Origin of the sequence: Mycolicibacterium gilvum (genome assembly GCF_900454025.1) — a bacterium.
Taxonomy (GTDB): domain Bacteria; phylum Actinomycetota; class Actinomycetes; order Mycobacteriales; family Mycobacteriaceae; genus Mycobacterium; species Mycobacterium gilvum.
Genome location: NZ_UGQM01000001.1, coordinates 103902 through 121764, shown reverse-complemented (window position 1 = coordinate 121764; position 17863 = coordinate 103902). Strand labels below are relative to the sequence as shown.

At 68.8% G+C, this 17863-nt stretch carries 17 protein-coding genes; 7 read left to right on the top strand and 10 right to left on the bottom strand.

Annotation, left to right across the window (positions count from 1 at the left end):
- The first annotated feature begins 158 nt into the window (after positions 1-158).
- Together DYE23_RS00585 and pntB are read left to right on the top strand one after the other, a co-directional pair.
- The gene (locus tag DYE23_RS00585) at positions 159-1706 is read left to right on the top strand and encodes a Re/Si-specific NAD(P)(+) transhydrogenase subunit alpha (RefSeq protein WP_011891632.1); all 1548 of its coding nucleotides are present in this window, start codon (positions 159-161) and stop codon (positions 1704-1706) included.
- Between the two features lie 12 nt (positions 1707-1718).
- Positions 1719-3158 (top strand): Re/Si-specific NAD(P)(+) transhydrogenase subunit beta, encoded by a 1440-nt coding sequence (gene pntB / locus DYE23_RS00580; protein ID WP_011891633.1) that lies wholly within the window; start codon positions 1719-1721, stop codon positions 3156-3158.
- On the opposite strand, the gene DYE23_RS00575 is transcribed toward pntB, so the two are convergent.
- Complete coding sequence (locus tag DYE23_RS00575) at positions 3155-4351, bottom strand: sensor histidine kinase (RefSeq protein WP_115326200.1); 1197 nt, start codon at positions 4349-4351, stop codon at positions 3155-3157. The two genes, pntB and DYE23_RS00575, sit on opposite strands and share 4 nt — an antisense overlap.
- A 1-nt stretch (position 4352) precedes the next feature.
- Positions 4353-4997: a response regulator gene (locus tag DYE23_RS00570; RefSeq protein ID WP_011891636.1), complete on the bottom strand. Its 645-nt coding sequence runs from the start codon at positions 4995-4997 to the stop codon at positions 4353-4355.
- Between the two features lie 310 nt (positions 4998-5307).
- Between DYE23_RS00570 and DYE23_RS00565 the strand changes: the two genes are divergently transcribed.
- Positions 5308-6288 (top strand): helix-turn-helix transcriptional regulator, encoded by a 981-nt coding sequence (locus DYE23_RS00565; RefSeq protein ID WP_115326199.1) that lies wholly within the window; start codon positions 5308-5310, stop codon positions 6286-6288.
- A gap of 1 nt (position 6289) precedes the next feature.
- On the opposite strand, the gene DYE23_RS00560 is transcribed toward DYE23_RS00565, so the two are convergent.
- Positions 6290-7798, bottom strand: coding sequence for an FAD-dependent oxidoreductase (locus DYE23_RS00560; RefSeq protein WP_115326198.1), 1509 nt, complete (start codon positions 7796-7798; stop codon positions 6290-6292).
- 103 nt (positions 7799-7901) lie between these two features.
- Between DYE23_RS00560 and DYE23_RS00555 the strand changes: the two genes are divergently transcribed.
- The 4 genes from DYE23_RS00555 to DYE23_RS00540 are packed head-to-tail and all read left to right on the top strand — an operon-like array spanning position 7902 to position 11588.
- Positions 7902-8573: a hypothetical protein gene (locus tag DYE23_RS00555; protein WP_011891639.1), complete on the top strand. Its 672-nt coding sequence runs from the start codon at positions 7902-7904 to the stop codon at positions 8571-8573.
- A 57-nt stretch (positions 8574-8630) separates the two neighbouring features.
- Complete coding sequence (locus tag DYE23_RS00550; protein ID WP_011891640.1) at positions 8631-9887, top strand: acyl-CoA dehydrogenase family protein; 1257 nt, start codon at positions 8631-8633, stop codon at positions 9885-9887.
- A complete protein-coding gene (locus tag DYE23_RS00545) occupies positions 9887-10687 on the top strand; it encodes a tyrosine-protein phosphatase (RefSeq protein ID WP_011891641.1) in 801 nt (266 codons plus the stop codon). The genes DYE23_RS00550 and DYE23_RS00545 overlap by 1 nt, the downstream gene beginning before the upstream one ends.
- A 7-nt stretch (positions 10688-10694) precedes the next feature.
- Positions 10695-11588: an alpha/beta fold hydrolase gene (locus tag DYE23_RS00540; protein WP_115326197.1), complete on the top strand. Its 894-nt coding sequence runs from the start codon at positions 10695-10697 to the stop codon at positions 11586-11588.
- An 11-nt stretch (positions 11589-11599) separates the two neighbouring features.
- Here the strand turns inward: DYE23_RS00540 and DYE23_RS00535 are convergent, their stop codons facing one another.
- The 7 genes from DYE23_RS00535 to DYE23_RS00505 all read right to left on the bottom strand — a co-directional run bounded on the left by DYE23_RS00535 (position 11600) and on the right by DYE23_RS00505 (position 17824).
- A complete protein-coding gene (locus tag DYE23_RS00535; protein ID WP_115326196.1) occupies positions 11600-12085 on the bottom strand; it encodes a DUF456 domain-containing protein in 486 nt (161 codons plus the stop codon).
- 30 nt (positions 12086-12115) lie between these two features.
- Positions 12116-12826 (bottom strand): methyltransferase domain-containing protein, encoded by a 711-nt coding sequence (locus tag DYE23_RS00530; protein ID WP_115326195.1) that lies wholly within the window; start codon positions 12824-12826, stop codon positions 12116-12118.
- Positions 12827-12847: 21 nt separating this feature from the next.
- Positions 12848-13549 carry a haloacid dehalogenase type II gene (locus tag DYE23_RS00525; RefSeq protein ID WP_115326194.1) on the bottom strand — a complete coding sequence of 234 codons (702 nt, stop codon included), beginning with the start codon at positions 13547-13549 and terminating at the stop codon, positions 12848-12850.
- A gap of 5 nt (positions 13550-13554) precedes the next feature.
- Positions 13555-14517: an NADPH:quinone oxidoreductase family protein gene (locus tag DYE23_RS00520; protein ID WP_115326193.1), complete on the bottom strand. Its 963-nt coding sequence runs from the start codon at positions 14515-14517 to the stop codon at positions 13555-13557.
- A 2-nt stretch (positions 14518-14519) separates the two neighbouring features.
- A complete protein-coding gene (locus tag DYE23_RS00515) occupies positions 14520-15383 on the bottom strand; it encodes an SDR family oxidoreductase (RefSeq protein WP_011891647.1) in 864 nt (287 codons plus the stop codon).
- Positions 15384-15412: 29 nt separating this feature from the next.
- Positions 15413-16819, bottom strand: coding sequence for an aldehyde dehydrogenase family protein (locus tag DYE23_RS00510; RefSeq protein ID WP_011891648.1), 1407 nt, complete (start codon positions 16817-16819; stop codon positions 15413-15415).
- Between the two features lie 75 nt (positions 16820-16894).
- Entirely contained in the window at positions 16895-17824 is a 930-nt protein-coding gene (locus DYE23_RS00505) for a class I SAM-dependent methyltransferase (RefSeq protein ID WP_099962269.1), read from the bottom strand.
- Between the last annotated feature and the right edge of the window lie 39 nt (positions 17825-17863).

Genomic DNA, 17863 nt, shown 5'->3' with positions numbered 1-17863 from the left:
TTGACAGCCGTCAACTGTCCGCCGGTGTCGCGGATACTGATTAGCTGCGCTACAGAGTGCGCAGGGGCCCTCGCGGACCTCCTACACTGTCAAGTTCCAACCGTCCACAGACGGATCAACGCATACGCGCGCAGCAAGCCTAGATCGGATCGACATCGATGATCATCGGGATACCGAGAGAGTCCATGCCCGGGGAGACGCGCGTCGCCGCGACCCCGCAGACCGTGGGACAACTGGTCAAGCTCGGCTACCAGGTAGCCGTGGAGACGGGCGCCGGGGCGGCGTCGAGCTTCTCCGACGACGCGTACACCGCCGCGGGGGCGACCGTCGGGCCGAACACCGAGGTGCTGGCCTCCGACGTGGTGCTGAAGGTGAACGCACCGAGCGAGGCCGAGATCGCGGCCCTGCGTGACGGTGCCACCCTGATCAGCCTGATCTCGCCTGCGTTGAAGCCCGAACTGGTCGAGCAACTCGCGACCCGCCCGATCACCGTGCTCGCGATGGACGCCGTGCCCCGGATCTCGCGGGCCCAGTCGCTGGACGTGCTGTCGTCGATGGCCAACATCGCGGGATACCGCGCGGTCATCGAGGCCGCCCACAAGTTCGGCAGGTTCTTCACCGGGCAGGTCACCGCCGCGGGTAAGGTGCCGCCGGCCAAGGTGCTCGTCGTCGGCGCGGGAGTGGCCGGCCTGGCCGCGATCGGCGCGGCGGGCAGTCTCGGCGCGATCGTGCGCGCCACCGACCCCCGTCCCGAGGTCGCCGACCAGGTGGCGTCGCTGGGCGGCGAATACCTGGCCGTAGACCCGGCCGCGGCCGAGGTGTCGGCCACCGGTTACGCCAAGGAGATGGGCGACGACTACAAGGCCCGCGAGGCGGCCCTGTACGCCGAGCAGTGCAAGGACGTCGACATCATCATCACCACCGCGCTGATACCGGGCCGCCCCGCGCCGCGCATCATCACCGCCGAGATGGTGGCCTCGATGAAGCCGGGCAGCGTGATCGTCGACATGGCCGCGGCCAACGGCGGCAACGTCGAGGGCACCGTCAAGGACGAGGCCGTCGTCACCGCCAACGGCGTCACGATCATCGGCTACACCGACCTGGCCGGCCGGTTGCCGGCGCAGTCGTCGCAGCTCTACGGCACCAACCTGGTCAACCTTCTCAAGCTGCTGACCCCGGAGAAGGACGGCCAGCTCACCCTCGACTGGGATGACGTGGTGCAGCGCTCGGTCACCGTGGTCCGCGGCGGCGAGATCACCTGGCCCCCGCCCCCGGTGCAGGTGTCGGCGGCACCGGCCGCCGCGGTCGCCGCGACGCCGGTCGAGCCCAAACCCGCCAAAAAGCCGATGACGACGGCGCGCAGGCTCGGGGTGACGTTCGGCGTCGCCGCCGCGCTACTGCTGCTCATCGCGCTTTCCCCCGCCGCGCTGCAGGTGCACCTGACCGTGTTCGCGCTGGCGATCGTGATCGGCTACTACGTGATCGGCAATGTGCACCACGCGCTGCACACCCCGCTGATGTCGGTGACCAACGCGATCTCAGGGATCATTGTCGTCGGCGCGCTCCTGCAGATCGGCCACGACCTGGACTCCGGCGGTGCCCTGATCACCGGGCTCGCCTTTGTCGCGATCCTGCTCGCCAGTATCAACATCTTCGGCGGCTTCGCGGTCACGCGCCGCATGCTCGCGATGTTCTCGAGAAGCTAGGACGACGTACACATGTTCACTCTGGAAACCGCCGCCACCGCCGCCTACGTCGTCGCGGCGCTGCTGTTCATCCTCGCCCTCGCCGGCCTGTCCAAGCACGAGACGTCCAGGGCAGGAAACACGTTCGGCATCACCGGCATGGCCGTCGCGCTCATCGCGACGGTCGCGCTGGCGATCGCCCGCGACATCGAACCGCTCGGGTTGGCGCTGTTGTTCGCCGCGATGGCCATCGGTGCGGCGATCGGACTGTGGCGGGCGAAGATCGTCGAGATGACCGGCATGCCCGAGTTGATCGCACTGCTGCACTCGTTCGTGGGGTTGGCCGCGGTGCTGGTCGGCTGGAATGGCTACCTGCACGTCGAGGGCGACCCGGGCGGCGCCGAAGCCGCCCACCTCGCCTCCGAAGGCATGCTCGGCATCCACTCCGGCGAGGTCGTCATCGGCGTCTTCATCGGCGCGGTCACGTTCACCGGCTCCATCGTCGCCAACCTGAAGCTGTCGGCGAAGATGAAGAGCGCCCCGATGATGCTGCCCGGCAAGAACTTCCTCAATGTCGGCGCGTTGGTGGTGTTCGCCGCGCTGACCGTGTGGTTCGTCATCGACCCGGCACTGTGGCTGCTCATCGTCGTGACCGTGCTCGCACTGCTGCTCGGGTGGCATCTGGTGGCCTCGATCGGCGGCGGCGACATGCCCGTGGTGGTGTCGATGCTCAACAGCTACTCCGGGTGGGCCGCCGCGGCCGCGGGCTTCCTGCTCGGCAACGACCTGCTGATCGTCACCGGCGCACTCGTCGGCTCGTCCGGTGCGTACCTGTCCTACATCATGTGCAAGGCCATGAACCGGTCGTTCATCTCGGTGATCGCCGGCGGTTTCGGGATCGAGGCCGGGCCCGCCGAGGACAAGGATTACGGCGAGCACCGCGAGATCACCGCCGACGGCGCCGCCGAACTGCTCGCCTCGGCGAGTTCGGTGATCATCACCCCCGGCTACGGGATGGCCGTCGCGCAGGCCCAGTACGGGGTCGCCGACCTGACCCGCAAGCTGCGCGAGCGGGGCGTCGACGTGCGGTTCGGCATCCACCCGGTCGCGGGCCGGCTGCCCGGCCATATGAACGTGCTGCTCGCCGAGGCCAAGGTGCCCTACGACATCGTGCTGGAGATGGACGAGATCAACGACGACTTCGACGGCACCTCCGTCGTGCTCGTCATCGGCGCCAACGACACCGTCAACCCGGCGGCGTCGGAGGATCCGAGCAGCCCGATCGCGGGTATGCCCGTGCTGACGGTGTGGAACGCCGACAACGTGATCGTGTTCAAACGCTCGATGGCGTCCGGGTACGCCGGCGTGCAGAACCCGCTGTTCTTCCGCGAGAACACCCAGATGCTGTTCGGCGACGCGAAAGACCGCGTCGACGCGATCAACGCGGCGCTGTCGGAGACCGCGAAGGTCTAGGCAGGCTCCGGCGGCGAGGTCGCGGTCACCTCGGTGCCGTGACCGTCGCTCGAGGTGATGCGCATCGAGCCGCCCATCGCGTCGAACCGCGCGATCAGCGACCCGAGGCCGATGTGGCCCTGTCCCAGCGACGTTCCGAGGATCGCCGGATCGAATCCGGCCCCGTCGTCGGCGACGCTGAGGACGACGCGGTCGCCACGCCGGGCCAGCCGCACCCGGACCGTGGTCGCGTCCGCATGCTTGACGATGTTGGTGAGCAGTTCCCGTGCCGCCCGGTACAGCAGCGCCTGGGACTGCGGCTCGCCGACCTCCTCGAGTTCGGCGTCGACCTCAAGCAGATGCCGGGACTGGAACTGCCGCAACAACTCCCGGATCCCCGCGGTCAGGCCGAGCTGGGCCAGCACCTGCGGATGCAGCTCGGTGACCGTCGCGCGCAGCCCGTCGGCGGTCTCCTGCAACGCCGCGTAGACCGCGTCGAGGGCGGAATCCGGATGGCGTTCGCGTGCCTCGTCGAGTTCCAGACGCGCCGCCAGCAGGGTCTGCAAGGGCCCGTCGTGCAGGCTCTCGGCGACCTCGCGGTTGTGGCGTTCGTCGGATTGCATTGCCTCCGAGACCAATTGCACCCGCACCTCCTGCAGGTTCCTCAGCCGGACCGCGCGGTGGGCCAGCACGAAGCTCAGAGCCGTCGTCGCCACCGCCATCCACACCAGGAACCCGAACTGGGTGTAGACCATGTTCGGCAGGCCCACCTCGTCGTCGCGTCGGGAGTAGAACACCCAGACCGTGAGATATGCGACGGCCGTGACCGATCCGATGATCGCGGTCAGCGCGGGCCGGTCCTGGAATGCCACGGATATGGGCAGCAGGAAGAAGACCGGGAGCAGCGCAGCCGTCGCCCCACCGGATACGACGCACAACGACACGATGACCAGCACGTCGACGGCGCTGGACGCCCAGTCGGCCCACCGCGGCACCGGTCCGCGCGACACCGCCAGCAGCCACACCACCGCGACGACGGCGTAGCTGCCCAGGATCGCGGCGTACAGCCCCGGCAGCCAGTGGTTGACCTCCCAGATCCAGACGAGTACCGCGATCAGCCCGATCAGCGGCAGCCGCAGCACCGCCGACACCCGCACCGGCTCGGCAGCCAGGAACTCCCGCCAGGCGCTCGGGAACCGAAAGGGACCGGTCACGCTAATCCAGCAACTTGCGGCGCATCGCCTCGGCGACGGCGGCGCCCCGGTCGCTGACGCCCAGCTTCTCGTAGAGGCGCTGCACGTGGGTCTTGACGGTCGACGGGGCGAGGAACAGTTCCCGGGCCATCGCCGGAATCGTGCTGCCCGCGGCGATCAGCACCAGCACCTCGCGCTCGCGGGGGCTGAGCGCCGGACCTTCGGGTTCGGCGCGGCGGCGGATCTCACCGGCGAGCCCCGCCGCCAGGCTCGGCGCGACGACGTCGCGGCCCTTGGCACAGTCCAGCACCGCGGTGATCAGCTCGTTGCGGGTGGACTCCTTGGGCAGGAATCCGGCGGCCCCGTCCGCCAGTGCCCGGTAGACGATCGCCGACTCGTCGTGGGCCGAGATCAGCAGCACCCGCGTCGGCAGGGCGCCGCGCTGCACGGCGGCGGCGACCTCGGCTCCGTCCATCCCCGGCATGCGGTAGTCGAGCAGCGCCACCGCGGGCCGGTGCTCGCGGATCGCGGCCAGCGCCGCGGTCCCGTCGTCGGCCTCGGCGACCACGTCGATCGCGCCGCTGGACTGCAACGCCCGCACGACTCCGTCACGGAACATCGGGTGGTCGTCGCCGACCACCACACGCACTCTGCCCGGACCGGTCATCGCCCCACCATCCGGTCAGCTTCCCACAACGGATACGACGGGCGGCCGCATATTGTCGCGAATTGCGATTAGCAGCGACCATTCCTGAGCGCGTATATTTCCCGGGACATAAAGCACGGCACACCACCTCTAGGCAGCTCCCACAATGGCAACTGGGCTGTTCACGGTATACAAAGAACGGCACCAGCATTCGGCTCGGATTCGCTTGCCGGCCATTTGGCGGTTCTTTGTTCGTTCCCTGTATGGTGAGGGACGAACGGGGGGCTGAGCAGATGCCCCATAGCTTTACCGCGAACAGCGGAGTGTCAGCATGCACACATCACCGTCGTCGACGACATCCGGCGACAACCTGCGTTTCGAGAGCGACGACCTCGCCGAGACCGAGGACTTCCTGGTCCGCGCATACACGAAGATGAGCATCGCCGCCGGCGAGGGGGAGAGTCCGTCGGCGCGCATCGACCGCCGGTGGCTCGGTTCGGTCACCTTCGACGAGCTCGAACTCGACTTCCACATGTCCTACGACGCCGCCGCCCTCGGCCGCATCTGCCTGTGCCGGGTACACGACGGGCGTATCGAGGAGAACTTCATCGGCGAGGAACCCGACGTGTTCGCCCCCGGCCAGGTGGCCCTGCTCAGCCCGCCGGAACTGCCGTATTCCGGTCGTGTCTGCGGGGCAACCTTCGACCTGACGATGTTCGACACCGCGCTGCTCGACCGCGTGGCGGCCCCGGCGAACGGGCGGGCCGACCAGGGGATCCGTCTGACCGGCCACCGCCCCGTGTCACCGCAGGCGCAGCAACGGCTCTCCGATGCGATCGACTACGTGCGCACCGTGGTGCGGTCGGACGGGCTCGAGGCGACGCCGCTGGTCGCTTCCACCACGGCGTCGATGCTGGCGGCCGTGGTGCTGCACACGCTGCCGTCGAACGCCAGCCTGGAGCCGACGGCCACGGACCGGCTCGACGCCAAACCCGCGCTGCTGCGCCGCGCCATCGCGTTCATCGAGGGCAACGCCGACAGTGACATCGCGCTGGGCGACATCGCCGCGAGCGTCCACGTCACTCCCCGCGCACTGCAGTACATGTTCCGCAGGCATCTGGAGATGACGCCGATGGAGTACCTGCGCAGGGTCCGGATGGACCATGCGCACCGGGATCTGCTCCAGGCGGACCCGGCGACCACCACGATTCAGATGGTGGCGTCGCGGTGGGGCTTCGGGCACACCGGCAGGTTCGCGTCGATGTATCGGGATGCGTACGGCCGCAACCCTTCTGACACGCTGCGTAACTGATCTAGGTGAGCCCGCGGGTGGCGGGACCCTCCAGCAGCGTGCCGTCGGGGGCGAACCGCGACCCGTGCAACGGGCACTCCCACGCGTGGTCGATGTTGTTCCACTCGACGATGCCGCCCAGATGTGGGCACACCGGCGACACGGTGCGCTCGACACCGTCGACGACGCTGCACGCCCGCAGGTTCCACGGGGGTCCGGTGACGATGCCCTCGCCTTCGCCCGGCGGACCGGCCGGCGTCGTGACCGGGGTGACCCAGCCTTTGGCCAGGTGCAGCCCGACCTCGAAGTTCATCTGCAGTGCGGTCGGGATGCCGCTCAGCTCGTGCGGACTCCAGCTCGCGAACGCCTGCGCCCAGTCCATCCGCCCGCCGAGGATCCGCGAGGTCAGCGCCAACGCCGCCGCGACGCCGTTCGTCATCCCCCACTTGTCGAATCCTGTTGCCACGAGAATGTTTTCGAGCTTGGGAAGCAGCGGTCCGACGTAGGGCAGCTCGTCGGCGGGATGGTAGTCCTGCGCCGACCAGAAGTGGGTCTGCACCGCACCGGGATAGTGCAGCGCGGCCCAGCGGGCCAACTCGTCGACCGCGCTCTTCGGATCGTCCGCCCGCCCGACGGGATGCCCTGCGCCGCCGACGATCAGCTTCTCGCCGCCCGGGGTGGGTGCGTAGCGTACCGACCGCGTCGGGGAGTCGACGGAGATGTACATCGACCTGGTCAGCTCACCGGGCACGTCGAAGGCCATGCAGTACGAGCGCATCGGTTCGGCGCGGGCGAAGAAGAATCCGCGGTCGAGAACCGGTATGCCGGTGGCCAGTACGCAGCGTTCGGCGGTGATCGAGAAGTCCTCGTCGCGGGTGTCATCGGGCCGGGTGGTCATCCGCAACGTCACCGTCACCGACCGCACGCCGGACACCGACGTGGCCCGCACGCCCTGGAGCACTGTGCCGCCGTGCCTTTCGAGCTCGGTCACCACACTGCTCAGATACGGCATCGGATCGATCTGGGCCTGCTCGCGTAACCGGACCCCGCCGGCGAACGGGAACGGCACGTCCGCCTCGTCCACCCACTGGGCGTCCAGGTTCGCCTCGCGGCACGCCGCCAGAATCTTGCGCGCCGTGCCGAGGCCCTTCTCGTTCTGCGCATACGCGTGATCGTCCTCGCGCTGCGCGCTGATCCCGTGCTCGTCGCAGTAGCGCAGCAGCCAGTCGCGGCCCTCGGTGTTGCCGAGGACGTACGCACGCAGCGTGTCGGTGCCGTGCTTGCCGGCCACGTTCGCGAGCTTGCTGCCCTGCAGAACGCTGACCTTGCCTGTCGTGTTGCCGGTCGCGCAGGCGCCGATGTGACGCGCTTCGACCACCACGACCTTCTTGCCGGCGCGGGCCAGCAGCAGGGCCGTCGTCAACCCGGTGATGCCGGCGCCGACGACGACGACGTCAGCGGTCCGGACCGCGGCCACCTCGTCGGGCCGCGAAGGGGTTTCGACGCGGCCGTCGGTCCACAGTGATGACATGGCGCGCCGTTTACCCGGTGCTGATCGGCGCAAACGCCCCGACAGGTTCCCCGACGGTGCGCTGTCGGAGTTTCAGCACGTCGTAACCGGGCAGTCAGGACGCATGACGATCTCCGATCTGACCACGCTTCCTCTCCGGGCCGGAGCGGCGCTGCGCGACAAGCGCTTCTTCCACCCCACCGGAGTGCTGTGCGGTGGCACCCTGACCCGCACCGCGCCGGCCGGTGAGGGACTGCCGATGGTGTCCGGCGACGTCGTGGGACGGATCTCCAAGGGGGCGGGCACCCCGGGCTCGCTGCCCGACTTCGCGGGGCTGGCGTGGCGCATGCCGCGCGACGCCGACGGATCGAACCCGTGGGACGTGCTGACGGTCTCGTCGTCGGCGCGCGTGGCGCTGCGGCCCGTCGCGACCTGGAACGCGGCGCAGTACTCCACGCTGATGCCGCTGGGCTACCCCAGCGGCATCTTCTGGCTGCGGGCCACCATGACAACACCGCTCGACGGGGACGGGCTGTCGCTCGACGCCGTCCGCGAGCGCCTGAACAGCGGCGGCATCGAGTTCGCCGTCGAGCAGGCGTTCGGCATCGGCCCGTTCTTCCCGCTGGCGACGCTCACCTTCGATCGTGAGCTGTGCGCCGACGACGAGGACTGTGATCAGGCGTTCGACCCGACCGTGCGCAGCGGCACGAACGTCACGCTGCTGCCCGGATGGCTGACGTCGCTGCGCCGGTCCGCCTACCGAAACAGCCGGGAGGGCCGCGACGCGCAGTCCTGAGGTTGTCCGGGCACCTCCGGCAAGTCCGGTGTTCACACGTGTCATATCGTGACGGTCATGGACTTCGCGATGTCAGCCAAGGCGCAGGATTACCACGACCGGTTGACCGACTTCATGACGGAACACGTGTTCCCCGCCGAGGAGTCCTACCACTCCTACCGTGCCGAAGCCGGACCGAAGGACCACACCGTGCCCCCCGTGGTCGAGGAACTGAAGAAGCAGGCCAAGGAACGTGGCCTGTGGAATCTGTTCCTGCCGTCGGTGTCCGGTTTGTCGAACCTGGAGTACGCCCCGCTGGCCGAGCTGACCGGGTGGAGCATGGAGATCGCCCCCGAGGCGACCAACTGCGCCGCACCCGACACCGGCAACATGGAGACGCTCCATCTGTTCGCCACCGAGGAGCAGCGCACGCAGTGGCTGGAGCCGCTGCTGGCGGGCGAGATCCGTAGCGCGTTCGCGATGACCGAGCCCGCGGTGGCCTCCAGCGATGCCCGCAACATCGAGACGACCATGCTGCGCGACGGGGACGACTACGTCATCAACGGCCGCAAATGGTGGATCACCGGCGCCGCCGATCCGCGCTGCAAGATCCTGATCGTGATGGGACGCACCAATCCCGACGGCCCGAGTCACCGCCAGCAGTCGATGATCCTCGTCCCGACCGACACCCCCGGGGTGTCGATCGAGCGGTCGCTGCCGGTGTTCGGCTGGCAGGACCAGCACGGGCACTGCGAGATCACCTTCGACAACGTTCGGGTGCCGGCGTCGAACCTTCTCGACGAGGAGGGCTCCGGGTTCGCGATCGCGCAGGCGCGACTCGGCCCGGGCCGCATCCACCATTGCATGCGCGCGATCGGTGCGGCTGAGCGCGCCCTGGCGTTGATGGTCGACCGGGTGCAGACGCGCATCGCCTTCGGCAAGCCGCTGGCCGAGCAGGGCGTGGTCCGCGAGGCGATCGCGAAGTCGCGCAACGACATCGAGCAGACCCGCATGCTGTGTCACAAGGCGGCGTGGACCATCGACCAGCACGGCAACAAGAGCAAGGACGCCCAGCTGCTCGTCGCGCAGATCAAGGCCGTCGCACCGCAGATGGCGTGCGACGTGATCGATCGGGCCATCCAGGTGCACGGAGGCGCCGGGGTGTCCGACGACTTCCCGCTGGCGCGCCTCTACAGCTGGCACCGCGCGATGCGGCTGTTCGACGGGCCCGACGAGGTGCACATGCGCACCATCGCCCGGGCCGAGCTCGGCAGGGAGAAGTCGGCGCTGGCGACGGCGGCGTGCCGCGTCTCCCATCCCGGGGCGGCGGGCTAGTGCCGTTCTCCGGCCGAGAACTGTCCGGCGCGTGGAACTTTCGCGACGTCTCCGAGCCCGCGGGTATCGCGCCCGGTCACCTCTTCAGGTCCAGCGAGCTGTCGAAGCTCGATGACGACGGCCGCGGCGCGCTGATCGGCTTCGGCGTCACCGATGTCGCCGATCTGCGCACGGCGCGCGAACTGGAACGGCACGGCCCCGGGCGGGTGCCGACCGAGGTGGAGGTCCACCACCTGCCGTTCGTCGAGACGATGGCCGCCGACGGCGAGTCACCGCACGAGCACGCGTTCCAGCGGATGATGACCGACAAACCCGACGGCGAGCCCATCGCGGAAGCCGCCGCACGCTACATGTCCGAGGAGTACGGCCGGATTGCGACGGCCCCGCTCGCTCAGCGCGCCGTGCACCGGGTGGTGACGCTGCTCGGTTCCGGACGCAGCGTGCTCGCGCACTGCTTCGCCGGCAAGGATCGAACCGGGTTCACCGTCGCGGTCGTGCTGGAGGCCGCCGGCGTCGACCGCGACGCGATCATGGCCGACTACCTGCGCAGCAACGAGGCCGTTCCGCAACTACGGGAGAGCATCTTGGAGACGATCCGGGTGCGGGCCGCCGAGGCACCCGAGATCATGGAGTTCGCCGAGGCCCGTCTCACCGATTCGGTGCTCGGCGTGCGGGAGGACTATCTCGACGTGGCGCGGCGCACCCTCGAAGCCGAGTTCGGTTCGCTGCGCGACTATCTCGAGTCGGCCGGCGTGACCGACGAGGATCTGGCGCGGCTGCGCAGAGTCCTGCACGGCTAGTCCTCTGATGTTCTCGCGCTCCCGGTCCGTCGACGAGGCACCGGCATGGTTCACCACCGCGCTGGCCGACAAACCGGAGCATTCGCACGTCGATGTCGAAGGCTGTGAGATCCACGTCCGGGTGTGGGGCGCGCGGGAGAATCCGCCGCTGGTGCTGGTGCACGGCGGGGCCGCCCACTCCGGATGGTGGGACCACATCGCACCCCTGCTGTCTTCGACCCACCGGATCGTCGCCCCCGACCTCTCCGGACACGGCGACAGCGGCACGAGGGACTCCTACGACCTGCGCCGCTGGTCGCGGGAAGTCATGGCCGCGGCCGCCGCGTTCTCCGACGGGCACCCGACGATCGTCGGTCACAGCCTGGGCGGCTGGGTCACCGCGACCGCGGCGTCGCATTTCGGCGACCAGATCAACAGCATCGTCGTCGTCGACTCGCCGCTGCGCGACCGCGCGCCCGAGGAACGGCATCTGAGTCGCCGCACCCCGAAGGCGTACCGCTCCAAGGACGAGATCGTCGGCCGGTTCCGGCCGGTCCCCGCGCAGCAGGGTGTGCTGCCGTATGTCTCGGCGCACATCGCGAGCGAGTCCGTGCGGCGCACGCTCAAAGGATGGGTCTGGAAGTTCGACCCGGCGATCTTCGGCGGGCACCTCGCTGAGCAGACCCCAGCAGAGCGCGAGGTCATGGAAGCGATGATGAACCAGATGCCTTGTCGCGTCGGGTATCTGCGGTGCGAGCACGGACTGGTCCCGCCCGAGATGGCGGATGTCGTCCGGGACATCCTGCAGTTGCGCGGCCCCTTCGTCGACTTGGTCGAGGCGGGTCACCATCCGATGCTGGACCAACCCCTGCCGCTGGTGGCGACGCTGCGCACGCTGCTGGAGGTCTGGTCGATCACGTGACGTGATCGCGCCTACAGCGTCAGCACCACGCCGACCACCCACGCGACGGTCGCCAGCAAGGCGCCTGTCAGCTCCACGCCGACCGAGAGCGCGACGCCTTTGAGGGCGTGCCACGTCGACGCCCAGGCGCGGGTGGCGTCCCCGCGGATGCTCATCTCGGCGGCGAAGACGCCGAGGACGAACCCGATCAGCAACCCGATCACAGGGATCACGAAGAAGCCGACCACACCGGCTATGCCGCCGACCACGAGCACCGAGGTGCGCACGTCGGCGGCCCGCATCCGTTTGACCGGCCAGGTGTACTTGATCACCTGCGATGCGGCGAACAGGGCGGCCGCGACGCCGAAGACGATCCACGACACCGCGGTGTTCACGACGAACGCCCACACGCCGATCGCGCCGATCACCAGGATGCCGCCGGGCAGAATCGGCACGACGATGCCGACCAGGCCGACGGCGATGACCAGTGCGACGACGACGATCCCGAGAACGCTCACGCCCCCGACACTACGGTGACGGCACGGCGGTCACGGCTTCTTGCCGCGCACCCACTGAATGGTGCCGACGGTGTTGGCCCGCACGCTCGTCAACCCGAGACCCTCGAAGACGTCGGCGAGTTCGTCGTCGCCGAAGGAGTGCGCGCCGGCGTGAGGGAGGTAGCGCAGCGCTGCGGCTGCCGGTCCCGCGGTCGGCACCATGACCGCGACGCGACGGCCCGATCGCAGAACCCGCACCATCTCGGCCACCGCCTGCGCCGGTTCGGGGATGAGCTGCAGCATCGCGATCGACACCACGCCGTCCACGGACTCGTCACTCAGCGGCAGGTCCTGGGCGTCGGCGCGCAGGAACCCGACGTTGGGTCCGGCCTCTGCGGCGACGGCACGCGCCAGCATCGGCTCGGAGACGTCCACGCCCAGCGCCAGCCCGCCGGGACCGACGGCGCGGCCCAGTGCGGCGGTGACGTTGCCCGGACCGCTGCCGACGTCGAGCGCCACGCCCCCGACCGGGAGCTTCAGCCACTCGGTCGGCTCATGCCATGCGGTCAGCACGCGGCGCATCACCGTCTGGGCGTTGTCATAGAACAGCGATCCGAGCCGCGACGCCCACAGCGCCTGGATCGCGCCGGCGTCGCCGGCCGGGCGGTCGCCGAGCAGGTCGAGATAGCCCTTGCTGACGTCGGGATGTTCCGGCGGATCGGCGAGCAGCCGCTCGGCCATGCGCAACGCGGATTCAGTCATGGCTCCACGGTACGCGCCCGATCAGGCGCCCAGCTGGTCTGCGAGGTCACCGAAATCCGATGCGGTGATGTCGAATTCGTCGCGGTCGGGCGGTTTCGGGGTTCGGTCGGGGCCCTGCTCCAGGGGCCGGTGGACGTAGGCCGTCGCCAACCCGGCGTCGCGCGCCGCGCGCAGATCGGACGGGTGCGCGGCGACCATCATCAATTCCCCGGGCGCGACGTCGAGGATGTGTGCGGTGCCGAGGTAAGCCTCCCGGTCAGGCTTGTAGTGCCCGAAGATCTCCGCCGACAGCACGCAGTCCCACGGCAGCCCGGCCCGCTTGGCCATGTCGGTCAGCAGCGACACGTTGCCGTTCGACAGCGTGGTGATGAGGAAGCGTTGCTTGAGCCGGGTCAGGCCGGCGACGCTGTCGGGCCATGGGTCCAGCCGGTGCCACGCCCGGTTGAGATGGTCGATGTCCGTGTCGCTGACCGTGATTGCGGCCTGGTCGAGAAGTTCGACGAGACGGCCGCGGTGCAGATCGTCGATGCGGGTCCAGGGGAGCTCGCCGCGGCGCACCCTGTCCATCGCCGGGACGTACCCGGCCCGCCAGTCGTCGGCGAACCGGGACCAGTCCGCGTCCACCCCGTGTTCGCGGCCGAACTCCGACAATTCGGCGATGATGCTGGAGCGCCAGTCCACGACGGTGCCGAACACGTCGAAGGCCAGCGCTCTGATCGGCATACCGGTTACGGCTCCAGGACGAGTTTGCCGTTCACTGCGCCGTCGGCGAACGCCTGCAGCGCCGCAACCCCGTCGGACAGCGGATAACGCACCGGCGCCGGGGGTTTGAGTCCTCTGTCGACCAGATCGGCCAGCGCGGCACCGACTTCTGCCTGCGCACCCGGCGTGCGGTTGACGAACTCTCCCCACCCGACGCCCACCACGCTGACGTTGCGCAGCAGCAGCCGGTTGACCTTGACGGTCGGGATCCCGCCGGCGGCGAAGCCGATCACCAGCAGCCTGCCCTCGGTGGCCAGCGCACGCACCGCATCGTCGAACGCGGGCCCGCCGATCGGATCGACGACCAGGTCCACACCGCGCCCGCCGGTCTCGGCCTTGACCGCGTCCAGCCACCCGTCGGTCAGCGGCAACACGACATCAGCACCCAGCGACCTGACGAAGTCGGTGGCCGAGGAACGGTGCACCATCGCGATCACCTTGGCGCCCAACGCCTTCGCGATTTGGATGGAGGCCGTGCCGATGCCGCCGCCGGAGCCGAGCACCAGTACCGTCTCGCCGGGTTGCAGGGCGCCACGACGATGCAACGCGAAGTACATCGTGTAGTAGTTGCCCAGCAGGCAGACGGCCTCGCCGTCGTCGAGCGCGGGGTTCGTCGGCACGACGCTGCCGACCGGCAGTGCGACCCGCTCGGCCCACGCGCCGAGCAGGCTGAAACCCGAGACCCGCTGTCCGGCGGCGAATCCCGACCCCTCGGGTGCGGACCGGACGGTGCCCGCCACCTCGAGGCCGGGGACGAACGGTGCGGGCACCTTCATCTGGTATTCGCCCCGCAGCATCAACAGGTCAGGAAAGCAGACGCCGGCGGCACCGACGTCGATGACCACGGCGTCAGCGCCGTTCGGTTCATCGACCTCGGTGTACGCCAGCCCTGCCGGCCCTGTCAGCTCCTGTGCGACAAGTGCTTTCATACTCAGCCGAGGCTGAAGGTGGCGCGCTCGGCTGCGGACAGATCGGTGATCTCGCCCCACTTGGCGGCGACGTCGTCGACCGAGGGCACCTCGGTGAACGTCACGCCTTCGTTCTGGAACAGCGCCACCCGCTGCACCTTGCCACCGCCGACGATGAACACCGACGCGGTCTCGGGGACCTCTTCGGTGCACAGGTAGGACACGATCGGTGCAACGTATTCGGGGGTGAGCTTCTCGAAGACCTCGGGCGGCAGGATGTCCTGCGTCATGCGGGTCGCGGCGATCGGCGCGATCGCGTTGGCCTTGATGTTGTACTTCGCGCCCTCCTGCGAGAGCGTGTTGATCAGGCCGACGAGGCCGAGTTTGGCGGCGCCGTAGTTGGCCTGGCCGAAGTTGCCGAACAGACCGCTGGTCGACGTCGCGACCACGACACGGCCGAACCCGTTCTCCCGGAAGTGCGGCCACGCGGCGCGGATCACGTTGTAGCCGCCGTAGAGGTGCACCTTGAGCACGGCGTCCCAGTTGGCGAACTCCATCTTGTGGAAGGTGCCGTCGCGCAGGATGCCCGCGTTGCTCACCACACCGTCGACCTTGCCGAACTCGTCGACCGCGGTCTTGATGATGTTGGCCGCACCCTCGGGCTCGGCCACGGAATCGTAGTTCGCGACGGCGCGGCCGCCGGCGTCCTTGATCTCCTTGACCACCTCGTCGGCCATCGCCGACCCGGCGCCGGTGCCATCGCGTGCGCCGCCGAGGTCGTTGACGACGACGCTGGCGCCTTCACGCGCGAGCGTCAGCGCGTACTCGCGCCCCAGTCCACCTCCGGCACCCGTGACGACGATGACACGATCCTGCACTCCAGGCACTGATGTTCCTCTCTGAATGGGCCCGCCGGTCAGAACAACTTGCGGGCGAGCTTGAACGCCTTCTCTGTATACGGGGGGTAGATCATGGAGCCGAGGTCGGGTCGGGTCGGCTTGGTCAGCACCGACTTGCGGTGGCTGAACTCCTCGAAGCCGAACTTGCCGTGGTACGCACCGAGACCGGACGGCCCGACGCCGCCGAACGGCAGCTTGTGGGTCGCGAAGTGGAAGATCAGATGGTTGACGACCATGCCGCCGGCCGGGACCTCCTTGATGACCCGCTCACGGACGGCCTTGGCCTTGGTGAACAGGTAGGCGGCCAGCGGCTTGGGCCGCGAGTTGACGAACGAGATCGCCTCATCGAGGTTCTGCACCGTCAGCACGGGCAGGATCGGCCCGAAGATCTCGTCGGTCATCAGTGGCTCTGCCGGGTCGGGGTCGACGACGACGGTCGGCGAGATCTTGAGGTTGACCGCGTCGGAGTCCCCGCCGACCGCGACGGTGCCCTTGGTGGCGGCCAGCGCGTTGGACAGCCGGTTGAAGTGCCGCTCGTTGACGATCTTCTTGCCGGGGGCGTTGCCCGCCTCGAACGTGTCGATCGCGCTGCGGATGCTGTCGACGAGCTTGTCGCGGATGGGGGCTTCGACGAGCACGTAGTCGGGCGCGATGCAGATCTGGCCGGAGTTGATCAGCTTGGTCCAGGCGATGCGCTTGGCGGCGACCTCGATGTCGGCGTCCTTCGCGACGATCACCGGGCTCTTGCCGCCGAGCTCGAGGGTGACCGGCGTGAGGTGGGTGGCGGCGGACTCGTACACCTTGCGGCCGACTTCGGTGCCGCCGGTGAAGATCAGGTGGTCGAAGCCCTGGGCGATGAGCTCCTGGCTGACCGCGCCGTCGCCCTCGATGACGGCGATGGCGTCGTTGTCGAGGTAGCGCGGGACGAGTTCGGCCATCACCGCCGACGAGGCAGGGGCGACCTCAGAAGGCTTGAGCACCACGGTGTTTCCCGCTGCGATGGCACCGACGGCCGGACCGAGGGTGAGCGCGAACGGGAAGTTCCAAGCCCCGATCACCAGCACGGTGCCGTAGGGCTCGTATTCGACCCAGCCCCTGCCCGGCAGCTGCGACATCTCCAGCAACCGGTAGCGGCGCTTCATCCACTTGCCGACGTTCTTGGCGGCGTAGGCGGCTTCGCCGGCGGTGCTCGCGATGTCGGCGAGCCATGCTTCGAACGGGGCGCGGCCCAGGTCCTTTTCCAGCGCTTCGGTGATCACGCCTTCGTTCTCGGTCATCAGTCGTTCGAGCGCATGCAGTTGCTCTTTGCGCCACTGGACGCTGCGGGTACGGCCTGTCGCATAGGTACGGCGGAGTCGCTGCACAATGGCGGGGATGTCGGCGCCTTCGGCGGCCTGAACAGGTGCGACGGATTCGGTGGTCATGATGGGGTCCCTTCCTGACCTAGGAGTAACCCGAATCCTAACCAACCAGCCGGTTGGGCAACACCCGTCAAGAGTTCAGAGCTTGGTCCCGGTGGTGAATGTCGAGAACGACTGTCCGTCACTGTCGGCCACCTCGACGTAGCGGTCGAGTCGTCGCATCGCGTCCTGCGACGGGACCGCCTGCGCCGTCCACCCGTGCGCGGCGAGCCACTCGGCGACCTCGGCGCGGTCAGGGTCCTCGTAGGTGAGCTCGGTGATGTCCATCGGTTCGATGTCGATCTGCGAGGCGATCGAGGCGAACCGCTCGCGCATCCGTTCGCGGCGGTCCGGGGCGTGGACACCCATGGACTCGGCGGCGACCTGACTGCCGGGCGCACTCAACTCGGTGATCTGTGCGAACAGTCGGTCCTGCGCGTCGGCCGGCAGGTACATCAGCAGCCCCTCGGCCAGCCACGCCGTCGGCCTGGCGGGGTCGAAACCGGTGGCGACGAGCGCGGCGGGCCAGTCCTGACGCAGGTCGATGGGAACTTCGCGACGCTCCGCGGTGGGTGCGACGCCGTGGGCGGCGAGCGTGGAGGACTTGTAGTCCAGCACCAGCGGCTGGTCGATCTCGTAGACGACGGTGCCGGCCGGCCAGGGCAGCCGGAATGCGCGGGAGTCGAGGCCCGAGGCCAGGATGACGATCTGGCGGACGCCGGCGTCTACGGCGGCACTGAAGAACGCGTCGAAGAAGTGGGTGCGCACGGCCTGGTAGTTCTTCATGTGCTCGAACAGCGCGCCGACCTCGGGATCGGACTCGGAGGCCTTCGCGACGAGGTCCTCGTCGGCGATGAACCGCCAGGCGCCGGCCCCGGCCCCTTCGACGAGGACCTTGGCGTACGGGTCGTTGATCAGTGCGTCGTGGCGTTCGGTCTCAGCGGCGCGGGCGGCGGCCACCATCACCGCCGTCGCTCCGACGCTGGATGCGATGTCCCAGGTGTCGTCGTCGGTGCGTAGTGAACTCATGAGCGCTCCAAGTTGTCGATACCCGCCAAAAAATACATT